This is a genomic window from Ruixingdingia sedimenti, from assembly GCF_031432425.1.
Classification (GTDB): Bacteria; Pseudomonadota; Alphaproteobacteria; order Rhodobacterales; family Rhodobacteraceae; genus Ruixingdingia; species Ruixingdingia sedimenti.
In genome coordinates this window covers 1-26,025 of sequence record NZ_JAVKPH010000040.1, presented here as the reverse complement: position 1 = coordinate 26,025, position 26,025 = coordinate 1, and the positions used below count along the sequence as shown (strand labels likewise).

Annotated in this window: 17 protein-coding genes and 1 tRNA gene; 15 read left to right on the top strand and 3 right to left on the bottom strand. The window is 66.9% G+C overall.

Annotation, left to right across the window (positions count from 1 at the left end; translation table 11 throughout):
• The 13 genes from RGD00_RS20390 to RGD00_RS20330 form a co-directional block, all read left to right on the top strand.
• Positions 1-81 (top strand): EF-Tu C-terminal domain-related protein (locus RGD00_RS20390; protein WP_082525877.1); only part of this gene is annotated, 81 nt, incomplete at its 5' end.
• A 91-nt stretch (positions 82-172) separates the two neighbouring features.
• Complete coding sequence (locus RGD00_RS20385; protein ID WP_310459091.1) at positions 173-634, top strand: AAC(3)-I family aminoglycoside N-acetyltransferase; 462 nt, start codon at positions 173-175, stop codon at positions 632-634.
• Positions 635-708: 74 nt separating this feature from the next.
• Positions 709-784 (top strand) — tRNA-Trp (locus RGD00_RS20380).
• 225 nt (positions 785-1,009) lie between these two features.
• Positions 1,010-1,207, top strand: a complete 198-nt coding sequence (gene secE, locus RGD00_RS20375) for a preprotein translocase subunit SecE (RefSeq protein WP_310459090.1) — start codon at positions 1,010-1,012, stop codon at positions 1,205-1,207.
• A gap of 180 nt (positions 1,208-1,387) precedes the next feature.
• Entirely contained in the window at positions 1,388-1,921 is a 534-nt protein-coding gene (gene nusG / locus RGD00_RS20370) for a transcription termination/antitermination protein NusG (RefSeq protein ID WP_310459089.1), read from the top strand.
• Between the two features lie 83 nt (positions 1,922-2,004).
• Positions 2,005-2,457 (top strand): 50S ribosomal protein L11, encoded by a 453-nt coding sequence (gene rplK / locus RGD00_RS20365; RefSeq protein ID WP_310459088.1) that lies wholly within the window; start codon positions 2,005-2,007, stop codon positions 2,455-2,457.
• Between the two features lie 3 nt (positions 2,458-2,460).
• Positions 2,461-3,159: a 50S ribosomal protein L1 gene (gene rplA / locus RGD00_RS20360; RefSeq protein ID WP_310459087.1), complete on the top strand. Its 699-nt coding sequence runs from the start codon at positions 2,461-2,463 to the stop codon at positions 3,157-3,159.
• 264 nt (positions 3,160-3,423) lie between these two features.
• Positions 3,424-3,939 carry a 50S ribosomal protein L10 gene (rplJ, locus tag RGD00_RS20355; protein ID WP_310459086.1) on the top strand — a complete coding sequence of 172 codons (516 nt, stop codon included), beginning with the start codon at positions 3,424-3,426 and terminating at the stop codon, positions 3,937-3,939.
• A gap of 72 nt (positions 3,940-4,011) precedes the next feature.
• Entirely contained in the window at positions 4,012-4,389 is a 378-nt protein-coding gene (gene rplL, locus RGD00_RS20350) for a 50S ribosomal protein L7/L12 (protein WP_310459085.1), read from the top strand.
• Positions 4,390-4,628: 239 nt separating this feature from the next.
• Complete coding sequence (gene rpoB, locus RGD00_RS20345) at positions 4,629-8,762, top strand: DNA-directed RNA polymerase subunit beta (RefSeq protein WP_310459092.1); 4,134 nt, start codon at positions 4,629-4,631, stop codon at positions 8,760-8,762.
• Between the two features lie 85 nt (positions 8,763-8,847).
• Positions 8,848-13,095, top strand: a complete 4,248-nt coding sequence (gene rpoC, locus RGD00_RS20340) for a DNA-directed RNA polymerase subunit beta' (RefSeq protein WP_310459084.1) — start codon at positions 8,848-8,850, stop codon at positions 13,093-13,095.
• 235 nt (positions 13,096-13,330) lie between these two features.
• On the top strand, positions 13,331-14,068 hold the full coding sequence (locus RGD00_RS20335; protein ID WP_310459083.1) for a L,D-transpeptidase: 738 nt from the start codon (positions 13,331-13,333) through the stop codon (positions 14,066-14,068).
• 45 nt (positions 14,069-14,113) lie between these two features.
• Positions 14,114-14,809 carry a L,D-transpeptidase gene (locus RGD00_RS20330; RefSeq protein WP_310459082.1) on the top strand — a complete coding sequence of 232 codons (696 nt, stop codon included), beginning with the start codon at positions 14,114-14,116 and terminating at the stop codon, positions 14,807-14,809.
• A 37-nt stretch (positions 14,810-14,846) separates the two neighbouring features.
• Here RGD00_RS20330 and RGD00_RS20325 read toward each other — a convergent pair whose 3' ends face one another.
• A complete protein-coding gene (locus RGD00_RS20325; RefSeq protein WP_310459081.1) occupies positions 14,847-15,191 on the bottom strand; it encodes a cupin domain-containing protein in 345 nt (114 codons plus the stop codon).
• Positions 15,192-15,253: 62 nt separating this feature from the next.
• Positions 15,254-16,732, bottom strand: a complete 1,479-nt coding sequence (locus RGD00_RS20320) for an ABC transporter substrate-binding protein (protein ID WP_310459080.1) — start codon at positions 16,730-16,732, stop codon at positions 15,254-15,256.
• 168 nt (positions 16,733-16,900) lie between these two features.
• Here RGD00_RS20320 and panB point away from each other — a divergent pair, with 168 nt between their 5' ends.
• Both panB and panC read left to right on the top strand, forming a co-directional pair.
• On the top strand, positions 16,901-17,731 hold the full coding sequence (gene panB / locus RGD00_RS20315) for a 3-methyl-2-oxobutanoate hydroxymethyltransferase (RefSeq protein WP_310459079.1): 831 nt from the start codon (positions 16,901-16,903) through the stop codon (positions 17,729-17,731).
• Positions 17,728-18,588: a pantoate--beta-alanine ligase gene (gene panC, locus RGD00_RS20310; RefSeq protein WP_310459078.1), complete on the top strand. Its 861-nt coding sequence runs from the start codon at positions 17,728-17,730 to the stop codon at positions 18,586-18,588. Before panB ends, panC begins: the two co-directional genes overlap by 4 nt.
• Positions 18,589-18,735: 147 nt before the next feature.
• Here panC and RGD00_RS20305 read toward each other — a convergent pair whose 3' ends face one another.
• Entirely contained in the window at positions 18,736-25,923 is a 7,188-nt protein-coding gene (locus tag RGD00_RS20305) for a VCBS domain-containing protein (RefSeq protein WP_310459077.1), read from the bottom strand.
• Positions 25,924-26,025: the final 102 nt, after the last annotated feature.

Sequence of the window (26,025 nt, the reverse complement as noted above, 5' to 3'; positions counted from 1 at the left end):
ATGGAAGAAAAGCTCCGCTTCGCCATCCGCGAAGGCGGCCGCACCGTCGGCGCAGGCGTCGTCTCCAAAATCATCGCCTGATCGGCAGGATCACGGCAGGAACGCGCGGGGGCTTCCCCCGCGCGTTTTCTTTTGGCCGGGCGCGTGGCAGTCTGGCGCAAAGGAGGATGCCATGGCGGGGATCGACCTGATCCGGCTCGGGCCGCAGGACCTGGCGCTGATGCGCGGGCTGCTGGACCTTTTCGGCGCGGTGTTTGACGAACCGCAGACCTGTGCCGGCGACCCGCCCCCCGACGACTGGCTGCGCGGCATGCTGGCCGGTGACGGTTTCATCGCGCTGGCGGCGGTGGCCGGGGACCATGTGGTGGGCGGGCTTGCCGCATATGTGCTGCCCAAGTTCGAAAGCGCGCGGCGCGAGATCTACCTCTACGACCTCGCCGTGGCCGAAACCCACCGCCGCCGCGGCATCGCCCGCGGGTTGATCCGCCTGTTGCAGCAAGAGGCCCGCCACCGCGGCGCCTGGGTGATCTTCGTGCAGGCCGACCGCGGCGACGCCCCGGCCATCGCGCTTTACGAAAGCCTCGGGCGGCGCGAGGAGGTCCTGCATTTCGACATCCCGCCCGCGGGCCGCTGACCGCGGTTTCCGCCGCGCCCCGCAGGTTGCCCCTTGATTTCCCCGATGCGCTGGCTTAACCCCCGCTCAGGCCTAGGGGTATAGCTCAGTTGGTAGAGCATCGGTCTCCAAAACCGAGGGTCGGGGGTTCGAGTCCCTCTGCCCCTGCCAGGCCTTCCCGACATCGTTGCAGGTTCGCGCCCGGCATGCCGGGGCGTGCGCCGGCCTGCGGGCACCGCGCCTTTCCTCACTTTCTGTCTGAAAATATCCTCAGGGGGTGAATTGGCGCAGCCAAGAGGGGGCAGAATGCCCCCTGCGCCGCCCGACACGCGCAGGCCGCTTGAATTTCCCCGGCCAAGCGCGTATCTGGCCCCAAAGCCCCAGGCAGGACAGGTCATGGCCAAGACGAACCCCTTCCAGTTCATGCAGCAGGTCCGCTCGGAGGCGGGCAAGATCACGTGGCCCTCGCGGCGCGAGGTCATGCTGACCACGGTCATGGTTTTCGTGATGGCGGCGCTGACGGCGCTGTTCTTCTTCATCGTGGACCTGTTGATCCGCACCGGGCTGACGGTTCTGCTCGATCTCGTCGGCTGACGGAATCTGCGGCGGTCCCCTTGAATTCGGCGCCGCGGCCCTGTATCCGGGGCGCTGTTTTGTGGGGACCGGCGTGCATCGATTCGGCATGCGCGCTGTTTTTTGTTCCCGCAAGGGTGCGGCGCGCCCGCAAGACAGGAATTCCGGGGCGACCCGGGCAACGGCCAGGGTGGACGTGGAATGGCGAAGCGGTGGTATTCGGTGAGCGTTCTCTCGAACTTCGAGGAGAAGATCGCCGAGCAGATCAGGCAGGCCGTCGCCGATGCCGGGCTGGAGGAAGAGATCGAAGAGGTTCTCGTTCCCACCGAAGAGGTGATCGAGGTCCGCCGCGGCAAGAAGGTGACTTCCAAGCGCCGCTTCATGCCGGGCTATGTGCTGGTGCGGATGGAAATGTCGAACCGCGGCTATCACCTGATCAGCTCGATCAACCGCGTCACCGGCTTTCTTGGCCCCCAGGGCAAGCCGATGCCGATGCGCGACGATGAGGTGAACCAGATCCTCAACCGCGTCGAAGTGGGGCAGGAAGCGCCGCGCAGCCTGATCCGTTACGACATCGGCGAGAAGGTGACTGTCACCGACGGGCCCTTCGAGGGGTTCGAGGGCATGGTCGAGGGCGTGGACGAGGCGGCGAGCCGCCTGAAGGTCACGGTGTCGATCTTCGGCCGCGCCACGCCGGTCGAACTGGAATTCACACAGGTGACCAAGGTCGCCTGACGTGCATCCGTGGGAGGCTGCCGGGCGACCGGGGCCGGACCACTAAACCGCCCCCTCGGGGGCTGTGACAAAGGAGAGGCCGCATGGCCAAGAAGGTAATCGGCAGCCTCAAGCTGCAAGTGAAGGCGGGGCAGGCGAACCCGTCGCCGCCCGTTGGCCCGGCGCTCGGCCAGCGCGGTCTGAACATCATGGCCTTCGTGAAGGAATTCAACGCGAAGACCGCCGACATGGAGCCGGGCGCACCGACCCCGGTCGTGATCACCTATTACCAGGACAAGTCGTTCAGCCTGGAACTGAAAAGCCCGCCGGCGTCCTACTTCCTCAAGAAGGCCGCGGGGCTCAAGCCGGTCGGCAAGCGCAGCCGCATGAAGGGTTCGGAAAAGCCGGGCCGCGTGGTCGCGGGCACCGTGACCGTCGCGCAGGTGCGCGAGATCGCCCAGGCCAAGATGAAGGACCTGAACGCCAATTCCGTCGAAGCGGCGATGCAGATCATCCTTGGTTCGGCCAAGTCCTGCGGCATTGAGGTCAAGGGGTAAGTCATGGCGAAGCTTGGAAAACGGACGCGCGCGGCGCGTGAAGTCTTTGCCGACAAGGCCAACCTTTCGGTCGAGGACGCGGTGGGCCTGATCAAGCAGGCGGCCTCGGCGAAGTTCGACGAGACGGTCGAGATCGCGATGAACCTGGGCGTCGACCCGCGCCATGCCGACCAGATGGTCCGCGGCGTGGTGACGTTGCCGAACGGCACCGGCAAGACGGTGCGCGTGGCGGTGTTCGCGCGCGGCGCCAAGGCCGACGAGGCCACGGCGGCGGGCGCCGACATCGTGGGCGCCGAGGATCTGCTGGAAACCATCCAGGGCGGCAAGATCGAGTTCGACCGTTGCATCGCGACGCCGGACATGATGCCGCTGGTCGGCCGTCTGGGGAAAATCCTCGGCCCGCGCAACCTGATGCCGAACCCCAAGGTCGGCACGGTGACGATGGACGTGGCGACCGCGGTGAAGAACGCCAAGGGCGGCGAGGTCCAGTTCAAGGTCGAAAAGGCGGGCGTGATCCATGCCGGCGTCGGCAAGGTGTCCTTCGGGTCCGACCAGCTGGCCGAGAACATCCGCGCCTTCGTGGATGCCGTCAGCCGCGCCAAGCCCTCGGGGGCGAAGGGCGCCTACCTCAAGAAGGTGTCGCTCAGCTCGACCATGGGCCCCGGCGTCAGCGTCGATCTGGCCTCGGCCACGGCGAAGTGATCCGAGGGGGTGCCGGATGGCACCCCGATGGAATTCCCGTCCCGCAAGGGCCGGGATGGCGGGGCGGAAACGCCCCGTCCTGTCCGAGACGGAGGGTGCGGGGATACCCGCTTAATATCCTTCCCGAGATGGGAAACGGGAACGGAATTCCGGGGCATCGCCTCGGGCGGTCTGGATCTCGGGACCCTGTCAGCGGACCCGAATGCCCGCCATCCGGCGGGCTGACATGAGCCGGGGGGAAACCCCCACACTTGGAGTGAAACTGTGGATAGAGCCCAGAAAGAGAAAGTGGTCGAGGAACTCGGCCAGATCTTCGAAAGCTCTGGCGTCGTGGTGGTTGCCCACTACGAAGGCATGACGGTTGCTCAGATGCAGGACCTGCGCGCGGAAATGCGTGCCGTGGGCGGGTCCGTGCGCGTCGCCAAGAACAAGCTCGCCCAGATCGCCCTTGAAGGCAAGCCCGGTTCGGGCATGGCCGATCTGCTCAAGGGCATGACCGTGTTCGCCTATTCCGAGGATCCCGTCGCCGCGGCGAAGGTCTCGGACGCCTATGCCAAGAAGAACGAGAAATTCGTGATCCTCGGCGGCGCGATGGGCGATACGGTTCTCGACCCGGCCGGTGTGAAAACCGTGGCTGCGATGCCGTCGCGTGAAGAGCTTATCGCTCAGATCGTGTCGTGCCTCGGCGCCCCGGCTTCCGCCATCGCCGGTGCGATCGGCGCGCCTGGCGCGAACATCGCGGGCATCCTCACGACGCTTGAGGAACGCGAAGCTGCCTGAGCTGAACGAAATGCCTTCGTCGGGTAGAAATCTCGACGTTGGACCCCATCTTGAACCGAATGGAACGGAAAAATGGCTGATCTGAACAAACTGGCCGAAGACATCGTTGGCCTGACCCTCCTGGAAGCCCAGGAACTGAAAACCATCCTGAAGGACAAGTACGGCATCGAGCCGGCCGCCGGCGGCGCCGTCATGGTTGCCGGCCCGGCTGCTGGCGCTGCTGCGGCCCCGGCCGAAGAGCAGACCGAGTTCGACGTCGTGCTGACCGACGCGGGCGCCAACAAGATCAACGTGATCAAGGAAGTGCGCGCGATCACCGGCCTGGGCCTGAAAGAAGCCAAGGATCTGGTGGAAGCCGGCGGCAAGGTGAAGGAGCAGATCTCCAAGGCCGACGCCGAAGCGATGAAGAAAAAGCTCGAAGAGGCTGGCGCCAAGGTCGAGCTGAAGTGATCGGCCGGGATGCGCGACGCATCCTGACCGCATGATCTTGGCCGGGTCCGACGGATAGTCGGGCCCGGCCGGACCTGTCTTGAAGGCGGCTTGCGCGCAAGCCCTCCTCAAGGGAAGGTCCGGGTTCGGGAGCCGGTCTTTGGCAGGGCCGGCAGGAATGGAACCCACCCCCGCGTTCGCAGGCGCCGCCCCCGAGGCCCACGGGTCGGCCGCGCCACAGACGAAAGGTGACCACGAGCATGGCGCAAGCTTATGTCGGCCAGAAGCGTATCCGGCGCTACTATGGCAAGATCCGCGAAGTCCTGGAGATGCCGAACCTGATCGAGGTTCAGAAATCCTCCTACGACCTGTTCCTGAAATCGGGCGACGGCGACCGGCCGGGCGACGGCGAGGGCATCCAGGGGGTGTTCCAGTCGGTGTTCCCGATCAAGGACTTCAACGATTCCGCCGTGCTCGAATTCGTGAAATACGAGCTGGAAAAGCCGAAATACGACGTCGACGAATGCATGCAGCGCGACATGACCTATGCCGCGCCGCTGAAGGTGACGCTGCGCCTGATCGTGTTCGATGTGAACGCGGACACCGGCGCGCGGTCGGTGAAGGACATCAAGGAACAGGATGTCTACATGGGCGACATGCCCCTGATGACCGCGAACGGCACCTTCGTGGTCAACGGCACCGAACGGGTCATCGTCAGCCAGATGCACCGCAGCCCCGGCGTGTTCTTCGACCATGACAAGGGCAAGACGCATTCGTCGGGCAAACTGCTGTTCGCCTGCCGGATCATCCCCTACCGCGGGTCGTGGCTGGATTTCGAATTCGACGCCAAGGATCTGGTGTTCGCGCGCATCGACCGCCGCCGGAAACTGCCGGTGACGACGCTGCTCTATGCGCTCGGCATGGATCAGGAAGGCATCATGGATGCCTATTACGACACCGTGACCTATCGTCTGGAAAAGGGCCGTGGCTGGGTCACCCGGTTCTTCCCCGAACGCGTGCGCGGCACCCGTCCGTCCTTCGATCTGGTCGATGCCGCGACCGGCGAGGTGATCTGCAAGGCCGGCGACAAAATGACCCCCCGCATGGTCAAGAAGATCATGGACGAGGGCAAGGTCAAGGAACTGCTGGTTCCCTATGAACAGATCCTCGGCCGTTTCGTCGCCAAGGACATCATCGACGAAAGCAACGGCGAGATCTGGGTCGAGGCCGGCGACGAGCTGACCGAGGAACTGGATCGCGACGGCGCGGTCAAGGGCGGGTCGCTGAAGGCGCTGCTGGACAAGGGCATCACCGAGATCCCGGTGCTGGACATCGACGGCGTGAACGTCGGCCCCTACATCCGCAACACGATGGCCGCCGACAAGAACATGAACCGCGAAGGTGCCCTGATGGACATCTACCGCGTCATGCGCCCGGGCGAGCCGCCGACGCTGGACGCCGCGGCGAACCTGTTCGACAGCCTGTTCTTCGACAGCGAACGCTATGACCTGTCGGCCGTGGGCCGGGTCAAGATGAACATGCGGCTGGATCTGGACGCGCCGGACACGCAGCGCACGCTGCGCCGCGAGGACATCATCGCCTGTATCCAGGGGCTGGTGGAACTGCGCGACGGCAAGGGCGAGATCGACGACATCGACCACCTCGGCAACCGCCGGGTCCGGTCGGTCGGCGAACTGATGGAAAACCAGTACCGCGTCGGCCTGCTGCGGATGGAACGCGCGATCAAGGAACGCATGTCGTCGGTCGAAATCGACACGATCATGCCGCAGGACCTGATCAACGCGAAACCGGCGGCGGCGGCGGTGCGGGAATTCTTCGGCTCCAGCCAGCTTTCCCAGTTCATGGACCAGACCAACCCGCTGTCCGAGGTGACGCACAAGCGCCGCCTGTCGGCGCTTGGCCCGGGCGGTCTGACCCGCGAACGTGCGGGCTTCGAGGTGCGCGACGTGCACCCGACCCACTACGGCCGGATGTGCCCCATCGAGACGCCCGAAGGCCAGAACATCGGCCTGATCAACTCCCTCGCCACCTTCGCGCGGGTGAACAAGTACGGCTTCATCGAAACCCCCTACCGCAAGGTGCGCGAGGCGCAGGTGACCGATGACGTGGTGTATCTGTCCGCCACCGAGGAAATGCGCCACACCATCGCCCAGGCCAACGCCAATCTGGACGACAGCGGGCGGTTCGTGAACGAACTCGTGTCCACCCGCAAGGGCGGCGAGTTCATGCTGAACCCGGCCGATGCGGTGGACCTGATCGACGTGTCGCCGAAACAGCTGGTGTCGGTCGCGGCCTCGCTGATCCCGTTCCTGGAAAACGACGACGCCAACCGCGCGCTGATGGGTTCCAACATGCAGCGTCAGGCGGTGCCGCTGCTGCAATCGGATGCGCCCTTCGTCGGCACCGGGATCGAGGGCGTCGTGGCCCGCGATTCGGGCGCGGCGATCATGGCGCGCCGGGCCGGGGTCATCGACCAGGTGGATGCGCAGCGGATCGTGGTCCGCGCGACCGAGATGCTGGAACCCGGCGAGCCGGGGGTCGACATCTACCGGCTGCGCAAGTTCAAGCGGTCCAACCAGTCGTCCTGCATCAACCAGCGTCCGCTGGTGAAGGTGGGCGAACGTGTCGGGCGGGGCGAGGTGATCGCCGACGGCCCCTGCACCGACATGGGGGAACTGGCTTTGGGGCGGAACGTGGTCGTCGCCTTCATGCCCTGGAACGGCTACAACTACGAAGACTCGATCCTGATCTCGGAACGCATCCTGAAGGATGACGTGTTCACCTCGATCCATATCGAGGAATACGAGGTCGCGGCGCGTGACACGAAACTGGGCCCCGAGGAAATCACCCGCGACATCCCGAACGTGGGCGAAGAGGCGCTGCGCAACCTCGACGAGGCGGGCATCGTCTATATCGGCGCCGAGGTGCAGCCGGGCGACATTCTGGTGGGCAAGATCACCCCCAAGGGCGAAAGCCCGATGACGCCGGAAGAAAAGCTGCTGCGCGCGATCTTCGGCGAAAAGGCCAGCGACGTGCGCGACACCTCGCTGCGTCTGCCGCCCGGGGCCTATGGCACCGTGGTGGAGGTGCGGGTGTTCAACCGCCACGGCGTGGACAAGGATGAACGCGCGCTCCAGATCGAGCGGGAAGAGGTCGAACGCCTCGCCCGCGACCGCGACGACGAACTCGCGATCCTGGAACGCAACATCTATTCCCGTCTGCGCGCGCTGATCCTCGGCAAGACCGCGGTGAAGGGGCCCAAGGGCATCAAGGCCGGGTCCGAGATCACCGAGGAGCTTCTGGGTACGCTGTCGCGCGGGCTCTGGTGGCAACTGGCGCTTGGCGAAGAGGCCGATGCGAAAGAGGTCGAGGCGCTGCACGACCAGTTCGAGGCGCAGAAACGCGCGCTCGACCACCGGTTCGAGGACAAGGTGGAAAAGGTCCGCCGCGGGGACGATCTGCCCCCGGGCGTGATGAAGATGGTCAAGGTCTTTGTCGCGGTGAAGCGCAAGCTGCAACCGGGCGACAAGATGGCGGGCCGTCACGGCAACAAGGGCGTCGTGTCCAAGGTCGTGCCGATGGAGGACATGCCCTTCCTCGCCGACGGCACCGCGGTGGACCTCGTTCTCAACCCGCTCGGCGTGCCGAGCCGGATGAACGTGGGCCAGATCCTGGAAACCCACATGGGTTGGGCCGCGCGCGGCCTGGGGATCCGCATCGACGAGGCGTTGCAGGGCTACCGCCGTTCGGGCGACCTTACCCCGGTGAAGGAGGCCGTGCGCTTCGCCTATGGCGACGAGACCTATGACGCCGCCTTCGACGGGCTGGAGGAGGACGAACTGGTCGAGAAGGCCGGGCTCGTCACCCGCGGCGTGCCGATCGCCTCGCCGGTCTTCGACGGTGCGAAAGAGGCGGATGTGAACGACGCGCTGCGGCGTGCCGGGTTCGACACCTCGGGCCAGTCCGAGGTGTTCGACGGCCGCACCGGCGAGAAGTTCCAGCGCAAGGTCACGGTGGGCGTGAAATACATGCTCAAGCTGCACCACCTTGTCGACGACAAGCTGCACGCGCGCTCGACCGGGCCCTACAGCCTCGTCACGCAGCAGCCTCTGGGCGGCAAGGCGCAGTTCGGCGGTCAGCGTCTGGGGGAAATGGAGGTCTGGGCGCTGGAAGCCTATGGCGCCGCCTATACCCTGCAAGAGATGCTGACGGTGAAGTCGGACGACGTGGCCGGCCGGACCAAGGTGTACGAGTCGATCGTCAAGGGCGAGGACAACTTCGAGGCGGGCGTCCCCGAGAGCTTCAACGTGCTCGTCAAGGAAGTCCGCGGCCTCGGCCTGAACATGGAACTCCTGGATGCGGAGGAGGAGTGACCGCGGCGGTGATCATCCACCCTGCGGTCCGTAGGCCGGGGCTTGCCCCGGCCCGCCTCCTTCGCCCCCTTTCAAGGATTTGGAAATGAACCAGGAAATCACCTCCTCCGCCAACCCGTTCAACCCGGTGGCGCCCGTCAAGACCTTCGACGAGATCAAGATCTCGCTGGCCTCGCCGGAACGGATCCTGTCGTGGTCCTATGGCGAGATCAAGAAGCCGGAAACGATCAACTACCGGACCTTCAAGCCGGAACGCGACGGGCTGTTCTGCGCCCGGATCTTCGGGCCGATCAAGGATTACGAATGCCTCTGCGGCAAATACAAGCGCATGAAGTATCGCGGCGTCGTCTGCGAGAAATGCGGCGTGGAAGTCACGCTGCAAAAGGTGCGCCGCGAACGCATGGGCCATATCGAACTGGCAGCACCCGTCGCGCATATCTGGTTCCTCAAGTCGCTGCCGTCGCGCATCGGCCTGATGCTGGACATGACGCTGCGCGATCTGGAACGCATCCTCTACTTTGAAAACTACGTCGTCATCGAGCCCGGCCTGACGGATCTGACCTATGGCCAGCTGCTGACCGAGGAAGAATACCTCGACGCGCAGGACCAGTTCGGCGCCGACGCCTTCACCGCCAATATCGGCGCCGAGGCGATCCGCGAGATGCTGGCGAACATCGACCTCGACCAGACCGCGGAACAGCTGCGCGAGGACCTGAAAGAGGCGACCGGGGAACTCAAGCCCAAGAAGATCATCAAGCGGCTGAAGGTGGTCGAGCATTTCCTGGAATCCGGCAACCGCCCGGAATGGATGGTGCTGACCGTTCTGCCGGTGATCCCGCCGGAACTGCGCCCGCTGGTGCCGCTGGACGGCGGCCGGTTCGCGACCTCGGACCTCAACGATCTTTACCGCCGGGTCATCAACCGCAACAACCGCCTCAAGCGGCTGATCGAACTGCGCGCGCCCGACATCATCGTGCGCAACGAAAAGCGGATGCTGCAAGAGGCGGTGGACGCGCTGTTCGACAACGGCCGCCGCGGCCGCGTGATCACGGGCACCAACCGGCGCCCGCTGAAATCGCTGTCGGACATGCTCAAGGGCAAGCAGGGCCGCTTCCGCCAGAACCTTCTGGGCAAACGGGTCGACTTCTCGGGTCGCTCGGTCATCGTGACCGGGCCGGAACTCAAGCTGCACCAGTGCGGCCTGCCGAAGAAGATGGCGCTGGAGTTGTTCAAGCCGTTCATCTATTCGCGGCTGGAGGCGAAGGGGCTTTCCTCGACCGTCAAGCAGGCGAAGAAGCTGGTGGAAAAGGAACGGCCCGAGGTCTGGGACATTCTGGATGAGGTCATCCGCGAACATCCCGTCCTGTTGAACCGTGCGCCGACGCTGCACCGCCTTGGCATCCAGGCGTTCGAGCCGATCCTGATCGAGGGCAAGGCGATCCAGCTTCACCCGCTGGTCTGTTCGGCCTTCAACGCCGACTTCGACGGCGACCAGATGGCCGTGCACGTTCCGCTGTCGCTGGAAGCGCAGCTGGAAGCGCGCGTGCTGATGATGTCCACCAACAACGTGCTGTCGCCCGCCAACGGCGCGCCGATCATCGTGCCGTCGCAGGACATGGTTCTGGGGCTCTACTACACCACGATGGAACGCAAGGGCATGGTCGGCGAGGGCATGAAGTTCGCCAACGTCGACGAGGTGGAACATGCGCTGGCCGCCGGCGCCGTGCATCTGCACGCCCGCATCACCGCGCGCATCCGGCAGATCGACGAGGAAGGCAACGAGGTCTGGAAGCGGTACGAGACCACGCCCGGCCGCCTGCGGCTTGGCAATCTGCTGCCGCTGAACGCCAAGGCGCCGTTCGAACTGGTCAACCGCCTGCTGCGCAAGAAGGACGTGCAGAACGTCATCGACACCGTCTACCGCTACTGCGGGCAGAAGGAATCGGTGATCTTCTGCGACCAGATCATGGGCATGGGCTTCCGCGAGGCGTTCAAGGCCGGGATCTCCTTCGGCAAGGACGACATGCTGATCCCCGGCACCAAGTGGGACATCGTGAACGAAGTCCGCGAACAGGTGAAGGAATTCGAACAGCAGTACATGGACGGCCTGATCACCCAGGGCGAAAAGTACAACAAGGTCGTCGATGCCTGGTCGAAATGTTCCGACAAGGTGGCGGCCGAGATGATGGCCGAAATCTCTGCCGTGCGCACCGACGATGCGGGGGCCGAGAAAGAGCCGAACTCGGTCTACATGATGTCGCATTCGGGCGCGCGGGGTTCGCCCGCGCAGATGAAGCAGTTGGGCGGCATGCGCGGCCTGATGGCCAAACCCTCGGGCGAGATCATCGAGACGCCGATCATCTCGAACTTCAAGGAAGGCCTGACCGTTCTCGAATACTTCAACTCCACCCACGGGGCCCGGAAGGGTCTGGCGGATACGGCGTTGAAGACCGCGAACTCGGGCTATCTGACGCGGCGTCTGGTGGACGTGGCGCAGGACTGCATCGTGCGCAGCCAGGATTGCGGCACCGACCGTTTCATCACCGCAAGCGCGGCGGTGAACGACGGCGAGGTCGTGGCCTCGCTGGCCGAGCGGATCCTGGGCCGGGTCGTGGCCGAGGACGTGATGGTCCCGGGCACCGACGAGGTGCTGGTGGCGCGCGGCGTGCTGATCGACGAACGCAAGGCCGATGCGATCGAGACCGCGGGCGTGGCCAGCGTGCGCATCCGTTCGCCCCTGACCTGCGAAGCCGAGGAAGGCGTCTGCGCCACCTGCTACGGGCGCGACCTTGCCCGCGGCACGATGGTGAACGTGGGCGAGGCCGTGGGCATCATCGCGGCGCAGTCCATCGGCGAACCCGGCACGCAGCTGACGATGCGGACCTTCCACATCGGCGGCATCGCGCAGGGCGGCTCGCAGTCGTTCCTCGAGGCCAGCCAGGAAGGCCGGATCGTGTTCCGCAACGCCAGCGTGCTGGAAAACGCCAATGGCGAACAGATCGTCATGGGCCGCAGCATGCAGGTGGTCATCGTCGACGACGCGGGCCAGGAACGCGCGGCGCACAAGCTGACCTACGGCGCCAAGCTGTTCGTGCGCGAGGACGAACAGGTCAAGCGCGGCACCAAGCTGTTCGAATGGGACCCCTACACCCTGCCGATCATCGCCGAAAAGGCCGGTGTGACGCGGTTCGTGGATCTCGTCTCGGGCCTCTCGGTGCGCGAGGATACCGACGAAGCCACCGGCATGACGCAGAAGATCGTGTCCGACTGGCGGTCGGCCCCCCGTGGCGGCGATCTCAAGCCCGAGATCATCATCATGGACCCGGAAACGGGCGAACCCGTGCGCAACGACCAGGGCAACCCGGTCAGCTATCCGATGTCGGTGGACGCGATCCTGTCGGTCGAGGACGGGCAGGAGGTCAAGGCCGGCGACGTGGTGGCCCGTATCCCGCGCGAAGGCGCCCGGACCAAGGACATCACCGGGGGTCTGCCCCGCGTGGCGGAACTGTTCGAGGCCCGGCGCCCGAAGGATCACGCGATCATCGCGGAACTCGACGGCTATGTCCGCTTCGGCAAGGACTACAAGAACAAGCGCCGCATCGCGATCGAGCCCGTGGACGAAAGCCACAACCCGGTCGAGTACATGGTGCCGAAAGGCAAGCACATCCCGGTGCAGGAAGGCGACTTCGTGCAGAAGGGTGACTACATCATGGACGGCAACCCCGCCCCGCACGACATCCTGCGGATCATGGGGGTCGAGGCGCTGGCGAACTACCTGATCGACGAGGTGCAGGACGTCTACCGGCTTCAGGGCGTGAAGATCAACGACAAGCATATCGAGGTGATCGTCCGCCAGATGCTGCAGAAGATCGAGATCCTCGATTCCGGCGACACCACCCTGTTGAAGGGCGAACAGGTGGACAAGGCGGAACTGGAGGAAGAAAACGCCAAGGTCCTCGCCCGCGGCGGCCGTCCGGCGGCGGGGGAACCCGTGCTTCTGGGCATCACCAAGGCGTCGCTCCAGACGCGCAGCTTCATCTCTGCCGCGTCGTTCCAGGAAACCACCCGCGTGCTGACCGAGGCCTCGGTCCAGGGCAAGCGCGACAAGCTGGTGGGGCTGAAGGAAAACGTCATCGTCGGCCGGCTGATCCCGGCGGGTACGGGCGGGGCGACGACGCGGGTGCGCAAGATCGCCGCCGACCGCGACCACAAGGTGATCGAGGAACGCCGGGCAGAGGCAGAGGCGGCCGCGCAACTGGCCGCGCCGATGGACGTGATGGACACCGAGATCGAATCGGGCCTCGTGGACACGATCGAGAGCCGCGACGAATGATCCGCGGGCCCCTTTCGGGCCCCCGGAAACCCCCGCACGCGCCGCGTGCGGGGGTTTTCTTTTGCCCCATAGGATGTTGCGTGGAACCCAGGGGCGGGGTTGCGGGTTGGGGTGACGTGCAACAACGTGCGGAAATTTCGGCCCATGGCCGGGCAGGGCTTGACCCCGCCGCCGCCTGCCGGTCGAAATGCCGCAGTCAAGGGGCGCCCCGGCGCCGCCAGGAAGGATTACGGCCTTGTTCTTGCATTTCCGCCGCTCCGGCACCCGCATCCTGCATCGTACTGCGGCTTTGGCGCTGGTCGCGCTGCTTGCCGCCTGTGCGGACCCGCCCGCCCCGGCAGAGCCCCCGGCGGTCGATGGCTATGGCCAGATCGAGGATGGCGGCCATGTGATCCCCGCCGTACCGCCCAGCTATGTCCCCCCGGAAAACCGCCGCACGCAGGTAAGCTACAACGGGCCGGAAAAGCCGGGCACGATCGTCGTGGATCCGCATCACAAATACCTCTACTTCGTCGAGGATGGCGGGACGGCACAAAGGTACCGCATCGCCGTGGGCAAGGCAGGCCGCGATTTCAGGGGCAGCGCCTATGTCGGGCGCAAGGCCGAATGGCCCTATTGGGCGCCGACCAAGAACATGATCCGCACGATGCCGGAAATGTACGCCGAACTGGCGGGGGGGATGGAACCGGGGCCGCTCAACCCCCTCGGTGCGCGGGCGCTCTACCTCTACCGGGGCAACCGGGATACGATGTACCGCATCCACGGGACGGGCGACTACACGTCCATCGGCCATGCCACCTCGGCGGGCTGTATCCGGCTTTACAATCACGATATCCTCGACCTCTACGAAAGGGCCGAATCCGGCCAGAACGTGAAGGTGCGCACGCTGACAGAGGCGATCGAGCTCGGCGGCCCGCTGCCGGAGGATCCCGCGCCCCAGACCGACGATCTGGTCGCACTGGCGGAGGACTGAGCCCGCCCCGCCCCGGCGGTGCGCGGGCCCGGAAAGGGGGGCCGGATGCAGCGAAGGGACCTGCTGTTGGGCGCGGGTGCGCTGGCGCTGACGGGCTGCATCGAGGCCCCGGCGCAGGGCCTGCCGCCGGATGTGGCGGCGCGTTATGCCGCGCGGGTGGATGGCGGCTTCACCGTCCATGCCGTGCCCGCCGCCCATCTGCCGCCCCGCAATCGCCGGGTGACGGTGGCCTATACCGGGCCGGAACGCCCCGGCACCATCGTGGTCGATCCGCATGCGCGGTTTCTCTATCTGGTGACGGGGCCGCAGCGGGCCTTCCGCTACGGCATCGCCGTGGGGTGGGAGGGGCGGAATTTCGCCGGCACCGCCGCGATCCGGCGCAAGGCGGTCTGGCCCTCGTGGACGCCGACGGCGAACATGATCCGCATGCACCCGGAACATTACGCGCCCTATGCCCGCGGCCTGCCGGGCGGGCCGCCGAACCCGCTCGGTGCGCGGGCGCTTTATCTCTATCGGGGCGGGCGGGATACGATGTACCGCATCCACGGCACGCAGGAAACCAGCGCCATTGGCCACGATACGATCGCGGGCTGCATCCGGCTGTTCAACCAGGACATCATCGACCTTTACGACCGCGTGCCCATGGGCGCCCCGGTCAAGGTGCGCAGCATGGCCGAATCGCTGCGGCTGGAAGGGCGGCTGGCCGAGGGGCCGGACGGCATCCTGCGCGCGGCGGGGTAGGGCGGCATGCCCGCCGGGCCGGGCTGAACGTGACCCCCTAAGCCCGGATCACGTAGTCCTTCACCGTGGTTTCCACCACCTCCCACGTCCCGCGGAAACCGGGGCGGATGATCCAGGCGTCGCCCGCCCGCAGCGTGACCGGCACGCCGCCCTCTGGCGTCAGGATCGAGACGCCTTCGAGGATGCGGACATATTCCCATTCGTCATAGACCACCCGCCATGTGCCGGGGGTGGATTGCCAGATCCCGGCGAAAAGCCCGTCGCGGTCCTCGACGTTCCAGGCAGTATGCACCGGATCGCCCGCCAGCACGCGGTCGGGCGGGGGCCGGGTGATTTCGGGCGCGATGCCCGCGCGGGTCAGGCGCTGCAACATATCGGTCATGGGTCTTCGCCTTTCGCGCGCGGAAACGGCCGGTAGGCCGGGGCGGGCCCCGGCCTGCGCACTCAGTCCTCCCACCAGACGCCGGTCAGGTCGATCGCCGGGGCGGGGGTGTTTTCCCACAGGCCCTTGATCCTGGCATTCGCCACGCCGGTCTTGGGCAGCTGGAACAGATAGGCGTTCACGTAATCCTCGGCGATCATCGTCTGCGCCTGTTTCAGCAGATCCGACCGCGCCGCCGCATCCACCGTCGCCGACAGCCTGTCCAGGATCGCCACGAATTCCGGCTTGCCGTACTGGAAGTAATAGTCGGGCCGGGCGTAGATGTTGATGTCCATCGGCTCGACATGGCTGATGATGGTCAGGTCGAAGTCCTTGCCCTTGAACACCTGTTCCAGCCACTGCGCCCATTCGAGGTTGGAAATCTCGGTCTCGATCCCCACGTTGCGCAGCCGCGCGGCGATCAGTTCGCCCCCGCGGCGGGCATAGGCCGGCGGCGGCAGGGCAAGCCGCAGCTTCGGCACCGTCACACCGGCCTCTGCCAGCAGGGCCTTGGACTTTTCGGGGTCGAAGGCCGACAGGCCCGTCAGGTCCACGTAATCCGGGTGGTGGGGGGCGAAATGGGTGCCGATGGGCGTGCCATAGCCGAACATCGCCCCGTCGATCAGTTCCTGCCGGTCGATGGCATGGGCGATGGCCGCGCGCACCTTCACATTGTCCAGCGGCGGCTGCTTGTTGTTCATGGCGAGGATCGTTTCGCCCTCGGTCGTGCCGACGATCACCGAAAACCGCGGGTCGGCCTTGAACTGGTCGAGCGTTTCGGGCGCGGGATAGACGGGGAAGGCATCGACATCGCCCGCCATCATCGCCGCAAAGGCGGCGGTCGGGTCCGAGATGAACTTGAACGTCGCCTTCGACAGCTTCGGCGCCTCGCCCCAGTAGTCGGGGTTCGCCACCAGTTCCACCCGGTCGCCCTGCACCCAGGTGCCGAATTTGAACGGCCCGGTGCCGATGGGGTTGGTGGCGTTGCCGGCCACCGATTCCGGCCCCATGATCACCGCATCGCCCCAGGCCATGTTGAAGGGAAAGTTCCCGTCCGGCGTCTTGAGCGTGACACGCACGGTCAGCGGATCCACCGCCTCGACCGTCTCGATCCCGGCGAAGAGCTGTTTTTGCGCATTGGTGCTGTCCGCCGCCCGGGCGCGGTCGAGCGTGAACACCACATCCTCGGCATCCATCGTGGTGCCGTCGTGGAACTTCACCCCCTCGCGCAGGCGGAAGGTCCAGATCTTGCCGTCCTCCTGCGATTCCCAGGTGCTGGCCAGCCCCGGCTGGACGGATCCGTCGGGGCCGAACCGTGTCAGCCCCTCGTAAAGGTTGGCATAGGTCACTTCGCGGATCGCCGCCGCCGCGCCCGAGGTCGGGTCGAGGTTCGGCGGTTCAAGCTGCATGCCGACGGTGATCGTGTCCTGTGCGGCGAAGGCGGCCAGCGGGGCGGCTGCCAGCGCCAGCACCGCGGCGCTGAGTTTCAGGCGGGTCAACATGGTTTCCTCCGGCTCCTGGGCTGCGGGCGCGGCGGGTTCCTCGCCCGATGGGTGATGATCGGTCTTTTCCCGTGCCGTATCAAGCGGCTCCCTATGGGTGGAAAGGGTGGAAATGCTGCTTTGCAGCGTGTAGAGGAGATCCGTTTACGTAAGGGGAGGATAACGGAAATGAGCGCATCGGCACCGGCGCGCCCGGTCACGCCGGCGGATATCCGCGCCGCCAAGGGAGGCACGCCGCTGGTCTGCCTGACGGCCTATACGACGCCGATGGCCCGGCTGGTGGACCGGCACTGCGATCTGGCGCTGGTGGGCGACAGCGTCGGGGTGGTGCTGCATGGCCTTCCCGATACGCTCGGCGTGACGATGGAGATGATGGTGCTGCACGGCCGGGCGGTGGCGCGGGGGCTGAAGCGCGCGCTGATGGTGATCGACATGCCCTTCGGCAGCTACGAGGCCGGGCCGGCCGAGGCGTTCCGCAATGCCGCGCGGCTGATGGCGGAAACCGGGGCGGCGGCGGTCAAGCTGGAAGGCGGCGCGCATATGGCCGAAACGGTGGGTTTCCTCACGGCGCGCGGCATTCCGGTGGTGGGGCATGTGGGGCTGACGCCGCAGGCGGTGCATGCGCTTGGCGGCTACAGGGTGCAGGGCCGCGGCGCGGATGCCGACCGCGTTCTGGCCGATGCCCGGGCGGTGGCGGGGGCAGGGGCCTTTGCCATGGTGCTGGAAAAGGTGACGGAACCGCTGGCGCGGCGGATCACGGCGGAACTGGCGGTGCCCACGATCGGCATCGGCGCCTCGCCGGCCTGCGACGGGCAGGTGCTGGTGGTGGACGACATGTTGGGCCTTTTCAGCGATTTCCGCCCGAAATTCGTCAAGCGTTACGCGGAACTGGAATCAGAGGCCGACCGCGCCATCGCCGCCTATGCCGCCGATGTGCGCGCCCGGGCCTTTCCGGGGGCGGAGCATGTGTTCGCCGATACCGCGGGGGCGGGCGCATGAACGCGGCGCCGATCCTGCGTGGTCTGGCCGCGCTGCGCGCCGCCGTCGCCGGCTGGCGGCGGGCGGGCGAAACCGTGGCCGTGGTGCCGACGATGGGTGCGCTGCACGAAGGGCACCTGAGCCTTGTGCGCGCGGCAAGGCAAGGCGCCGACCGGGTGGTGGTGACGATCTTCGTCAACCCGCGCCAGTTCAACAACCCCGAGGATCTGGCGAACTATCCCCGCACCGAAGGGCGCGATGCCGAACTGCTGGCGCCGCTGGCGGTGGATGCGGTCTTTGTGCCGGATGTCGAGGATGTCTATCCGCAGGGCTTTTCCACCACCGTGTCGGTCGAAGGCGTCAGTGCGGGGCTGTGCGGTGCGCACCGGCCCGGGCATTTCGACGGCGTGGCGACGGTGGTGGCCAAGCTGTTCCTGATGACGGGGGCGGACCGCGCCTATTTCGGTGAAAAGGATTATCAGCAACTGCTGGTCGTCCGGCGGCTGGCGCGCGACCTGAACATCCCCATAGCGGTCATCGGCTGCCCCACGGTGCGCGAAGGCGACGGGCTGGCGCTGTCGTCGCGCAACATGCGGCTGAGTGCGGCCGAGCGCGCCATCGCCCCCGCCCTGCCGCAGGCGATGGGCCGCGTGGCGGCGGCGCTGGCCGCGGGCGGGGCGCTGGCCCCCGCGCTGGAGGCCGCGCGGGCGGAAGTCGTCGCGGCGGGCTATGCCTCGGTCGAATATCTGGAACTGCGCGCGGCCGACGACCTGCGCCCGCTGACGGCGCCCGGGGTGCCCGCACGGTTGCTGGCGGCGGCCTGGCTGGGCCCGGTGCGGCTGATCGACAATATCGCGATCCCGCCGCGCGGGGCCTGAGGCCGCGCCGTCCCGATCCGGGCCTGGACCCGCCCGCCCCCCGGGGCCGGCGGGTTTTTTCATGCGGGTGGCGGTGCGGCAAAAGAAAACGGGGGGCCTTTCGGCCCCCCGTCAGCAGCCCGGACAGGGCCTCAGAAGATCAGGGCCTCAGAAGATGAAGTCATCCGCCGTGATGCCGGTGACGCCGGTGAGTTCGATGGCGAAATCCGCCACGCCGTCGCCGTCGAGGTCGCCCATGACCGTCCCCTGCGCCCGGTTGAAGCGGACCTCCCCGGCGATGCCGGTGAAGCCCCCGGTTCCGATGAAGGACATGCCGTCCTGCATGGCGCTCAGGTTGATCTTGTCGATTCCGCTCTCGAAATCCCCGATCACGTCGCGTCCGCCGCCCGCACCCGCCTCTGCGGCAGAGCGGAAGATGAACTGGTCCGCCCCCGCGCCGCCGAACAGCAGGTCCTTGCCCAGACCGCCGACCAGCCGGTCGTTGCCGTCGCCACCGGAGAGCGTGTCCGCCCCGCCGCCGCCGACCAGCAGGTCGTTGCCGCCATCGCCCTGCAACAGGTCCGCCTGCGCCCCGCCATAGAGCAGGTCGCGCTGGCCGCCGCCACGCAACGTGTCCATGCCCGCAGCACCGCGCAACACATCGGTGCCCTGGCCGCCGAGCAACTGGTCGTTGCCTGCGCCGCCGAGAAGTTCGTCGTCCCCGGCGCCGCCGTTGAGCGTGTCATCGCCAGCCCCGCCGTTGAGCAGGTCGTTGCCGTCCAGACCCGAAAGCAGGTTGTCGCCGCCGTTGCCGGTGAGCACGTTGTCCCCGGCGTTGCCGGTGCCGTCGATGTTGTCGGCCCCCGTCAGCGTCAGGTTTTCCAGCGTCGCGCCCAGGGTGTAGGTGATCGAGCTTTGCACCAGGTCGGTGCCTTCGCCCGCCAGTTCCACCACCACGTCGCCGGCGTTGTCCACGACATAGATGTCGTCGCCCGCGCCGCCCGTCATCGTGTCGGCCCCGAGCCCGCCGTTCAGCGTGTCGTTGCCGCTGTCGGTGACGATCACGTCATCGCCGTCCCCGCCGAGCACGTTTTCCGGCGACTGGTCGCCGACCACGATGGTCAGGACCTGATCGGTGATGCCGCCGTGTTCGTCGGTGACGCGCACGGTGATCTGGTGGCTCTGGTTCTGCTCGTAGTCGAGCAGGATGCCGCTGGCCACCACGATGTTCGTGCCGACCACCGCGAAGCGGCCGTCCGCGTCGTCCAGCAGGGTGATGCTGGCCAGCGCCGGGTTCGAGTCGATGTCGCTGACGACGACCGAGGCGACCACGGTGCCGCTGGCGGCGTTTTCCTCGACCGTTCCGCCGTCGAAGGCCACCACGGGCGCGTCGTTGACCGGGGTCAGGTCCAGCGTCGCGGTGTTGGCGGTGGCATCATGGCCATCCCAGACATCGAAGCTGAAGGTGACACCGGTGTCGTCATCGGCATCCGGGGTGAAGGTCCAGGTGCCGTCGCCGTTGTCTTCCAGCGTGCCCGAAGAAGCGGTGAGGTTGATGACGCTCAGCGCGTCGCCGTCTACATCGCTGGCTCCGGCCAGCAGTTCGGCCTGGGTGATCAGGCGCGAGCCGTCCTCGTCGATGGCGCCGAGGTCGATCGGCCCCGCCACCGCCGGCGCATCGTTCGCCCCGGTCAGGTTCAGCGTCACCGTGGCCACATCGGAGGTGCCGCCCGAGTCCTGCACCACATAGGTGAAGGAGCCGGTCGCCGCTTCGCCCTCGGCCAGGGTTTCGAGGTTCAGGCTGTAGCTGCCGTCGCGGTTCAGCGTCACCACCGCCCCGCTGGACAGCGTGATCGTGTGGGCTTCGGTGGTCGAAACCACCGAGGTCACGTTGCTGCCTGCGGTCACAGAGGTGATCTGGAACGTGTCGCCCGCATCGACGTCGATGTCGTTGTCGGTGACGTTGCCGGTCAGGCCGGCGCCGCCCTCGGTCGCGACGATCGTGTCGTTGCGTGCGTCGACCGGATCGTTCACCCCGGTGATCGTCACCCGGACGGTCGCGGTGCTCGTGCCGCCGTTCCCGTCGGTGATGGTGTAGGTGAAGCTGTCCTCGATCGTGTCGCCCGCGCCCAGATGGTTGTAGGCGCGCCCGCCGTCGGACGACAGCATGTCGTACACCAGCTGCCCGTTCTGTTGCAGCGTGACCGTCGCCCCCAGATCGGTGGTGATGGTCCCCGGCACCGCGCCCGAGACGGCGGCAGACCCGCCCGTGGTGCCGAGCGTGATGGTCTGGCCCCCGCCGGTGACGCTGCCGTCGCCCGCATCCGCCAGCCCGGTCACGGTCAGCGTGTTGCCCTCGACGTCGGTGTCGTTCACCAGCACGTTGAACAGACCCAGAGAGTTCTCGGTCACGGCGAAGGTGTCGTCCGCCGCCACCGGATCGTCGTTCACCGGGTTCACGGTGACGTCGATGGTCTGCGTGGTGGTGGTCGCGCTGTCGTCGTTGCTGGCTTCGGTCGCCGTGGCGGTGACGGTCAGGGTGAAGTCGGCATTGTCGTTTTCCGCCGGGGTGATGGTCAGCCCCGTCAGATCCTCCGCCGTCAGCGTCCAGGTGCCGTCGCCATTGTCCGTCCCGGCGCTGAGCACCGCCCCTTCGGGCACGCCCGCGATGGTGATGGCCAGGCTTTCCGACCCGTCGGTGTCGGTCAGCGCCGCCGCGATGTTCAGCTCGATGGCGGTATCCTCGTCGCCCGAGGCCGTTGTCGTCACCGAAAGCGTCGGGGTGTCGGCCACCGCCTCCACCGTCACCGTGATCGTCTGGGCTTCGGTGGTGGTGGTGTCGCCGTCATCCTCGGTCGCGGTGGCGGTCACGGTCAGCTCGATGGTGCCGGCGCTGTTCGCGGTCGGGGTGATGGTCAGCCCCGCCAGATCGCCCGGCGCCAGCGTCCAGGTGCCGTCGCCGTTGTCCGTCCCGGCGCTGAGCGTGGCCCAATCGGGCACGCCCGCGACGGTGATGGTCAGGCTTTCCGACCCGTCGAGGTCGGTCAGCGCCGCCGCGATGGTCAGGCCGATGGCGCCGCCATCCTCGTCGCCCGAGGCCGTTCCCGTCACCGTCAGGTCCGGGGTGTCGGCCACGCCGGTGATGTCGAACGTCACCGTGCCGGCGGCGCTGTCGGCATCGCCGTCATTGGCGGTGTAGGTGAAGCTGCCCGCACCCGTGCCGTTCAGATCGGCATCGGGGGTGAAGACCAGCAGGCCACCGGCCAGATCCGCCGCCGTCACCGTGACGGGGATGGTAACGTCCACCCCGTCGAGCGTCAGCGTGCCGCCCGTCACCGCCGTGATGGTGATCGAGGCCAGATCGTCGCCATCGACATCCGCATAGCCGATGTCTTCCAGCGTCACCGTATGCGCGGTGTCCTCGGTCGCCGCCACCGTCGCGCCGGTCACGGTCGGCGCGTCGTTGCTGCCGGTGATGGTGATCGTCACCTGCTGATCGGCCGTGGCCGCATCGGTCGAGTCGTCCGTGACGCGGATCGTGTAGGTCAGCGTCAGGATTTCGCCGTCGTCCAGATGGTCGAAGGTGCCGTCGGCGGCCGTGAAGGTCCAGTTCAGGCTGCCCGAGGTCACGCCGGCGGCGATCACACCGGCCACGTCGATGCCGAACATGGCGTTCAGGGCTTCGGTGGTCAGATCGCCTTGGTCGCCCACAACCGCCACATCGCCCACGATTTCCGCCGAGACGGCATCGTTCACGTCCACATCGGTCACGGTCAGCGTGCCGGTCGCGGACAGCGTGTCGTCCTGCGACAGGTCTGCCGGGGCCGAATAGCCGCTGATTTCCGGCGCATCATTGGTGCCGGTCAGGGTGATGGTGATCAACTGCGGCGTGGCCTGGGTGGTGCCGTCGGTCACGTTGACCTGATAGGTCTGGACGACGGTTTCCCCCGCGCGCAGATGGTCGAGCGCGCCGTCGGCGACCGTGAAGCTCCAGGTCAGTTCACCCGCACCGTCCAGCGTGGCGGTGTTGGTGACGTTGACGCTCAGCGTGCCGACATAGCTGGCCAGCGGTGCGCCGCCATCGGTCAGCACCGGCACCACCGTGGCCGAATGGGACTGGCCCAGTTCGGCATCGGTGAAGTGGATCACCCGCGTGATGGAGTGGTTGGGCAGCCCGTTTTCGGTGGGCGCGCCATCGGCGCGTTCAGTCACCGTCGCATCGAGGACAGAGCCCTCGGTCTGGATCACCGGGGCGTCGTTGGCGCCGGTGATGGTGAAGGTCAGGGTTTCCTCGCTGTAGGCATCCTGATCGTCGGTGACGCGCACGGTGTAGGTGATCACCACGCTTTCGCCGGCCTTCAGCGCGTTCACCGCCGCCGACACGGGGGCAAAGCTGTAGCTGCCGTCCGCGTTCAGCGTCAGTTCACCGTAAGAGGTATCCGCCGCCCCGCCGTTCAGCACGACACTGGCGTCCCCCTCGACCGAGAAGGTCAGTTCCGCGTTCTGGTCGGCATCGGTGGCCGCCATCTGGCCTTCGATGGCGTCGAACGTGTCGGGCGCCGCGGTGTCGGTGATGGTATGGCTGGCCGCCTCGATTTCCGGCACGTCGTTGGTGCCGGTGATGGTGATGGTGACGGTTTCGGACTGGGTCGCCTCCACGCCTTCGGCCGCGACCACGGTGCCGTCATCCACGGTCAGGGTGAAGGTCAGCGTGACCGTTTCCCCCGCGCCCAGGAATTGCAGGTCGGCGTTCGCGACGCTGTAATCCCAGGTGCCCGCGCCGCCGTCCGACGCGAAACCGGCGGTCAGCGCCGTCAGCTGGTCCTCGGTCAGGTCGCCGCCCGTCCATTCGGAACCGGTCAGCGCGTGCGTCAGGGTCAGGGTGTCGGCGGTGTCCTCGTCCGTCAGGGTGACGGTGCCGCCCACGCCGATCTCGCCGGCGACGACATTTTCGTCCTCGGTCAGCGCCGCGGGGGAACCCGTGACGGCGATCGTGGGCAGGCCGTTGGTGCCGGTGACGGTGATGGTCAGGGTGCTGTCGTTGCTGGCGCCCTCGTCGTCGGTGACGGTGTAGTTGATCGTGACCACCAGCGGCTCGCCTGCGGCGAGGTACTGATAGGCGTCATCCGCGGGATCGAAGCTCCACGACCCGTCCGCGTTCAGCGTGAAGCCCGCGACCGGATCCTGGCCCGCGGCCAGCGTGTAGGTGGCGGTCGCGCCATCGTCCGCGTCGGTCGAGGTCAGCGTGCCGCTGATCGTTTCGCCATCCTCGGTCGCCGTATCCTCTGCGGCCACGGCCACCGGGGCGTCGTTGGTGCCGGTGAGGGTGATGGTCAGGGTGCTGCTGTCGCTGGCATCCTGATCGTCGGTGACGGTGTAGTTGATCGTGATCACCAGTTCCTCGCCTTCGGCAAGGGACTGATAGGCGTCATCCGCGGGATCGAAGGTCCACGTCCCGTCCGCGTTCAGCGTGAAGCCCGCGACCTCTTCCTGGCCCTCGGCCAGCGCGTAGGTCAGGGCCGCGCTTTCGTCCGCGTCGGTCGCGGTCAGCGCGCCGCTGATCGCCGCGTCGTCTTCATTGGCGGCGTCGGTGGCGGCCACTGCCACCGGCGTGTCGTTGGTGCCGGTGATGGTGACGGTGACGGTATGGTCGGTATGGCCGGTGCCGTCGGCCACGCGCAGCGTATAGACCAGTTCCAGCGTCGCGCCGGCGTCGAGATAGTCGAAGGTCTCGGCATCCGAGTCGAACGACCAGGCGATGGTGCCCGAGGTCGCGCCCGCCGCGATCACCGCGTCGGGATTGACCGACAGCATGGCCAGCAGATCCGCATTGTCCAGCGCACCCTGCGCGCCGGTGGCCGCCACCGCGTTCACCGTCACCGTCACGGTGTCGGAGGTATCCACATCCGCCACCTCCAGCGTGCCGCTGGCGGTCAGGGGCGTATCGCCCTCGGTCAGGTCTTCCGTCGCCGTGCCGGTGATCACCGGCAGGTCGTTGGTGCCCTGGATCGTCACCGTCACGATGCGGGTGAAGCTGCCGCCCGTGCCGTCCTCGACCCGGACCTCGTAGTCCTGCGTGATGCTGTCGCCCGCGCCCAGATAGTCGATGGCGCTGTCAGCGATGTCGAAGGTCCAGGTCAGCGTGCCTTCGCCGTCGCCCGTCGCCGGGTTGCTGAAGCCGGCAAGGAAGGTGCCCACATAGTCGTCGCCCTGCGGGGTCACGACGGCGGTGTGGACGTTGCCGTGTTCGTTGTCGGTGAAGTCGATGTCGCCGGTCGCGGTCAGGGTGGTGGCGTTTTCGCCATCCGCGTCGTCGGCGATTTCCGTCACCGTGCCGGTCAGTTCCTCGGCCACCACCACCGGGCTGTGGGTGTCGAAGGTGAGGGCCTCTGCCTCGGCCACCGGGTTCTGCGCGTTGCCCGCCAGATCCTGCGCGCCGGTGACGGACAGCGCGACCGTGGTCAGGTCCACATCCGCATCGCCGATGTTCCAGGTCACGACATAATCATTGCCGTCCCATTCGGCCGAGGCCAGCGTCAGCCCCTCCGGCAGGGGGGTCAGCGTGACGGTGGGATCGACCGAGGTGTCCATCACCTCGTCCCAGCTCAGCGTCAGGGTCAGGGTGCCGCCCACTTCGGCTTCGGTGATCTCGGTGGTGCTGAAGGCTGCGGTGGCGGTCGGCGCCGTGGTGTCGACGGTGATCGAGGCGTTGCCGGTGGCGGTTTCCCCGTCCGTGCCTTCCTGGATGGTGGCGCTGACGCTGAGTTCGCCATCCGCGGCCGGTACGGTGAACTGCACGCTGCCTGCGGTCAGGTCATCGGCGGTGATGGTGTGCAGGTCCAGCGTGACGGGCGTGCCGCCGAAATCGTAGGTCACGCTGATCGTGTCGCCCACGATCGCGGTGGTGCCCGCAAGGCTGACCGTGACGGTGATGTCGCCGGGCAGTTCGGCGGCGTTCAGGCGGCCGTCTTCAGTGGTGTCGCCCTCGATGGTCACGGCGGGGGCGTTCAGGGCCACGGGCAGCAGGTCGAGGCTGGCCTCGCCCGCCACGGTGTCGGTGCCGTCGGAGATGACATAGCTGAAGGTGACGCCGGTGTCGTCGTTCGCCGCGGGCGTATAGGTCCAGGTGCCGTCCTCGTTATCGACCAGCGACCCGAGGCCGGTGGCGATCGCCAGGTCGCTGACGGTCAGCGCGTCGTCGTCGGCGTCCGCCGCATTCGCCAGCAGTTGCGCCGCGGTGATGGTGACGCTGGCGGTATCCTCGTCCACCGCCGTCAGGGCGACGGCGCTGGTGGTCGGCGCGCTGTTGGTCGGCGTGGCGAACTGGATGTTCTCGATGGAGCTGAGGTAGGTCACCTCGCCGCTGTCGACATGGGTCAGCGGGACTATCCTAAATTTTGTGCGCTGACGTGGTAACTGCTCTCAGAGGAGACCCACGTATGAGCATCGACAAAGACC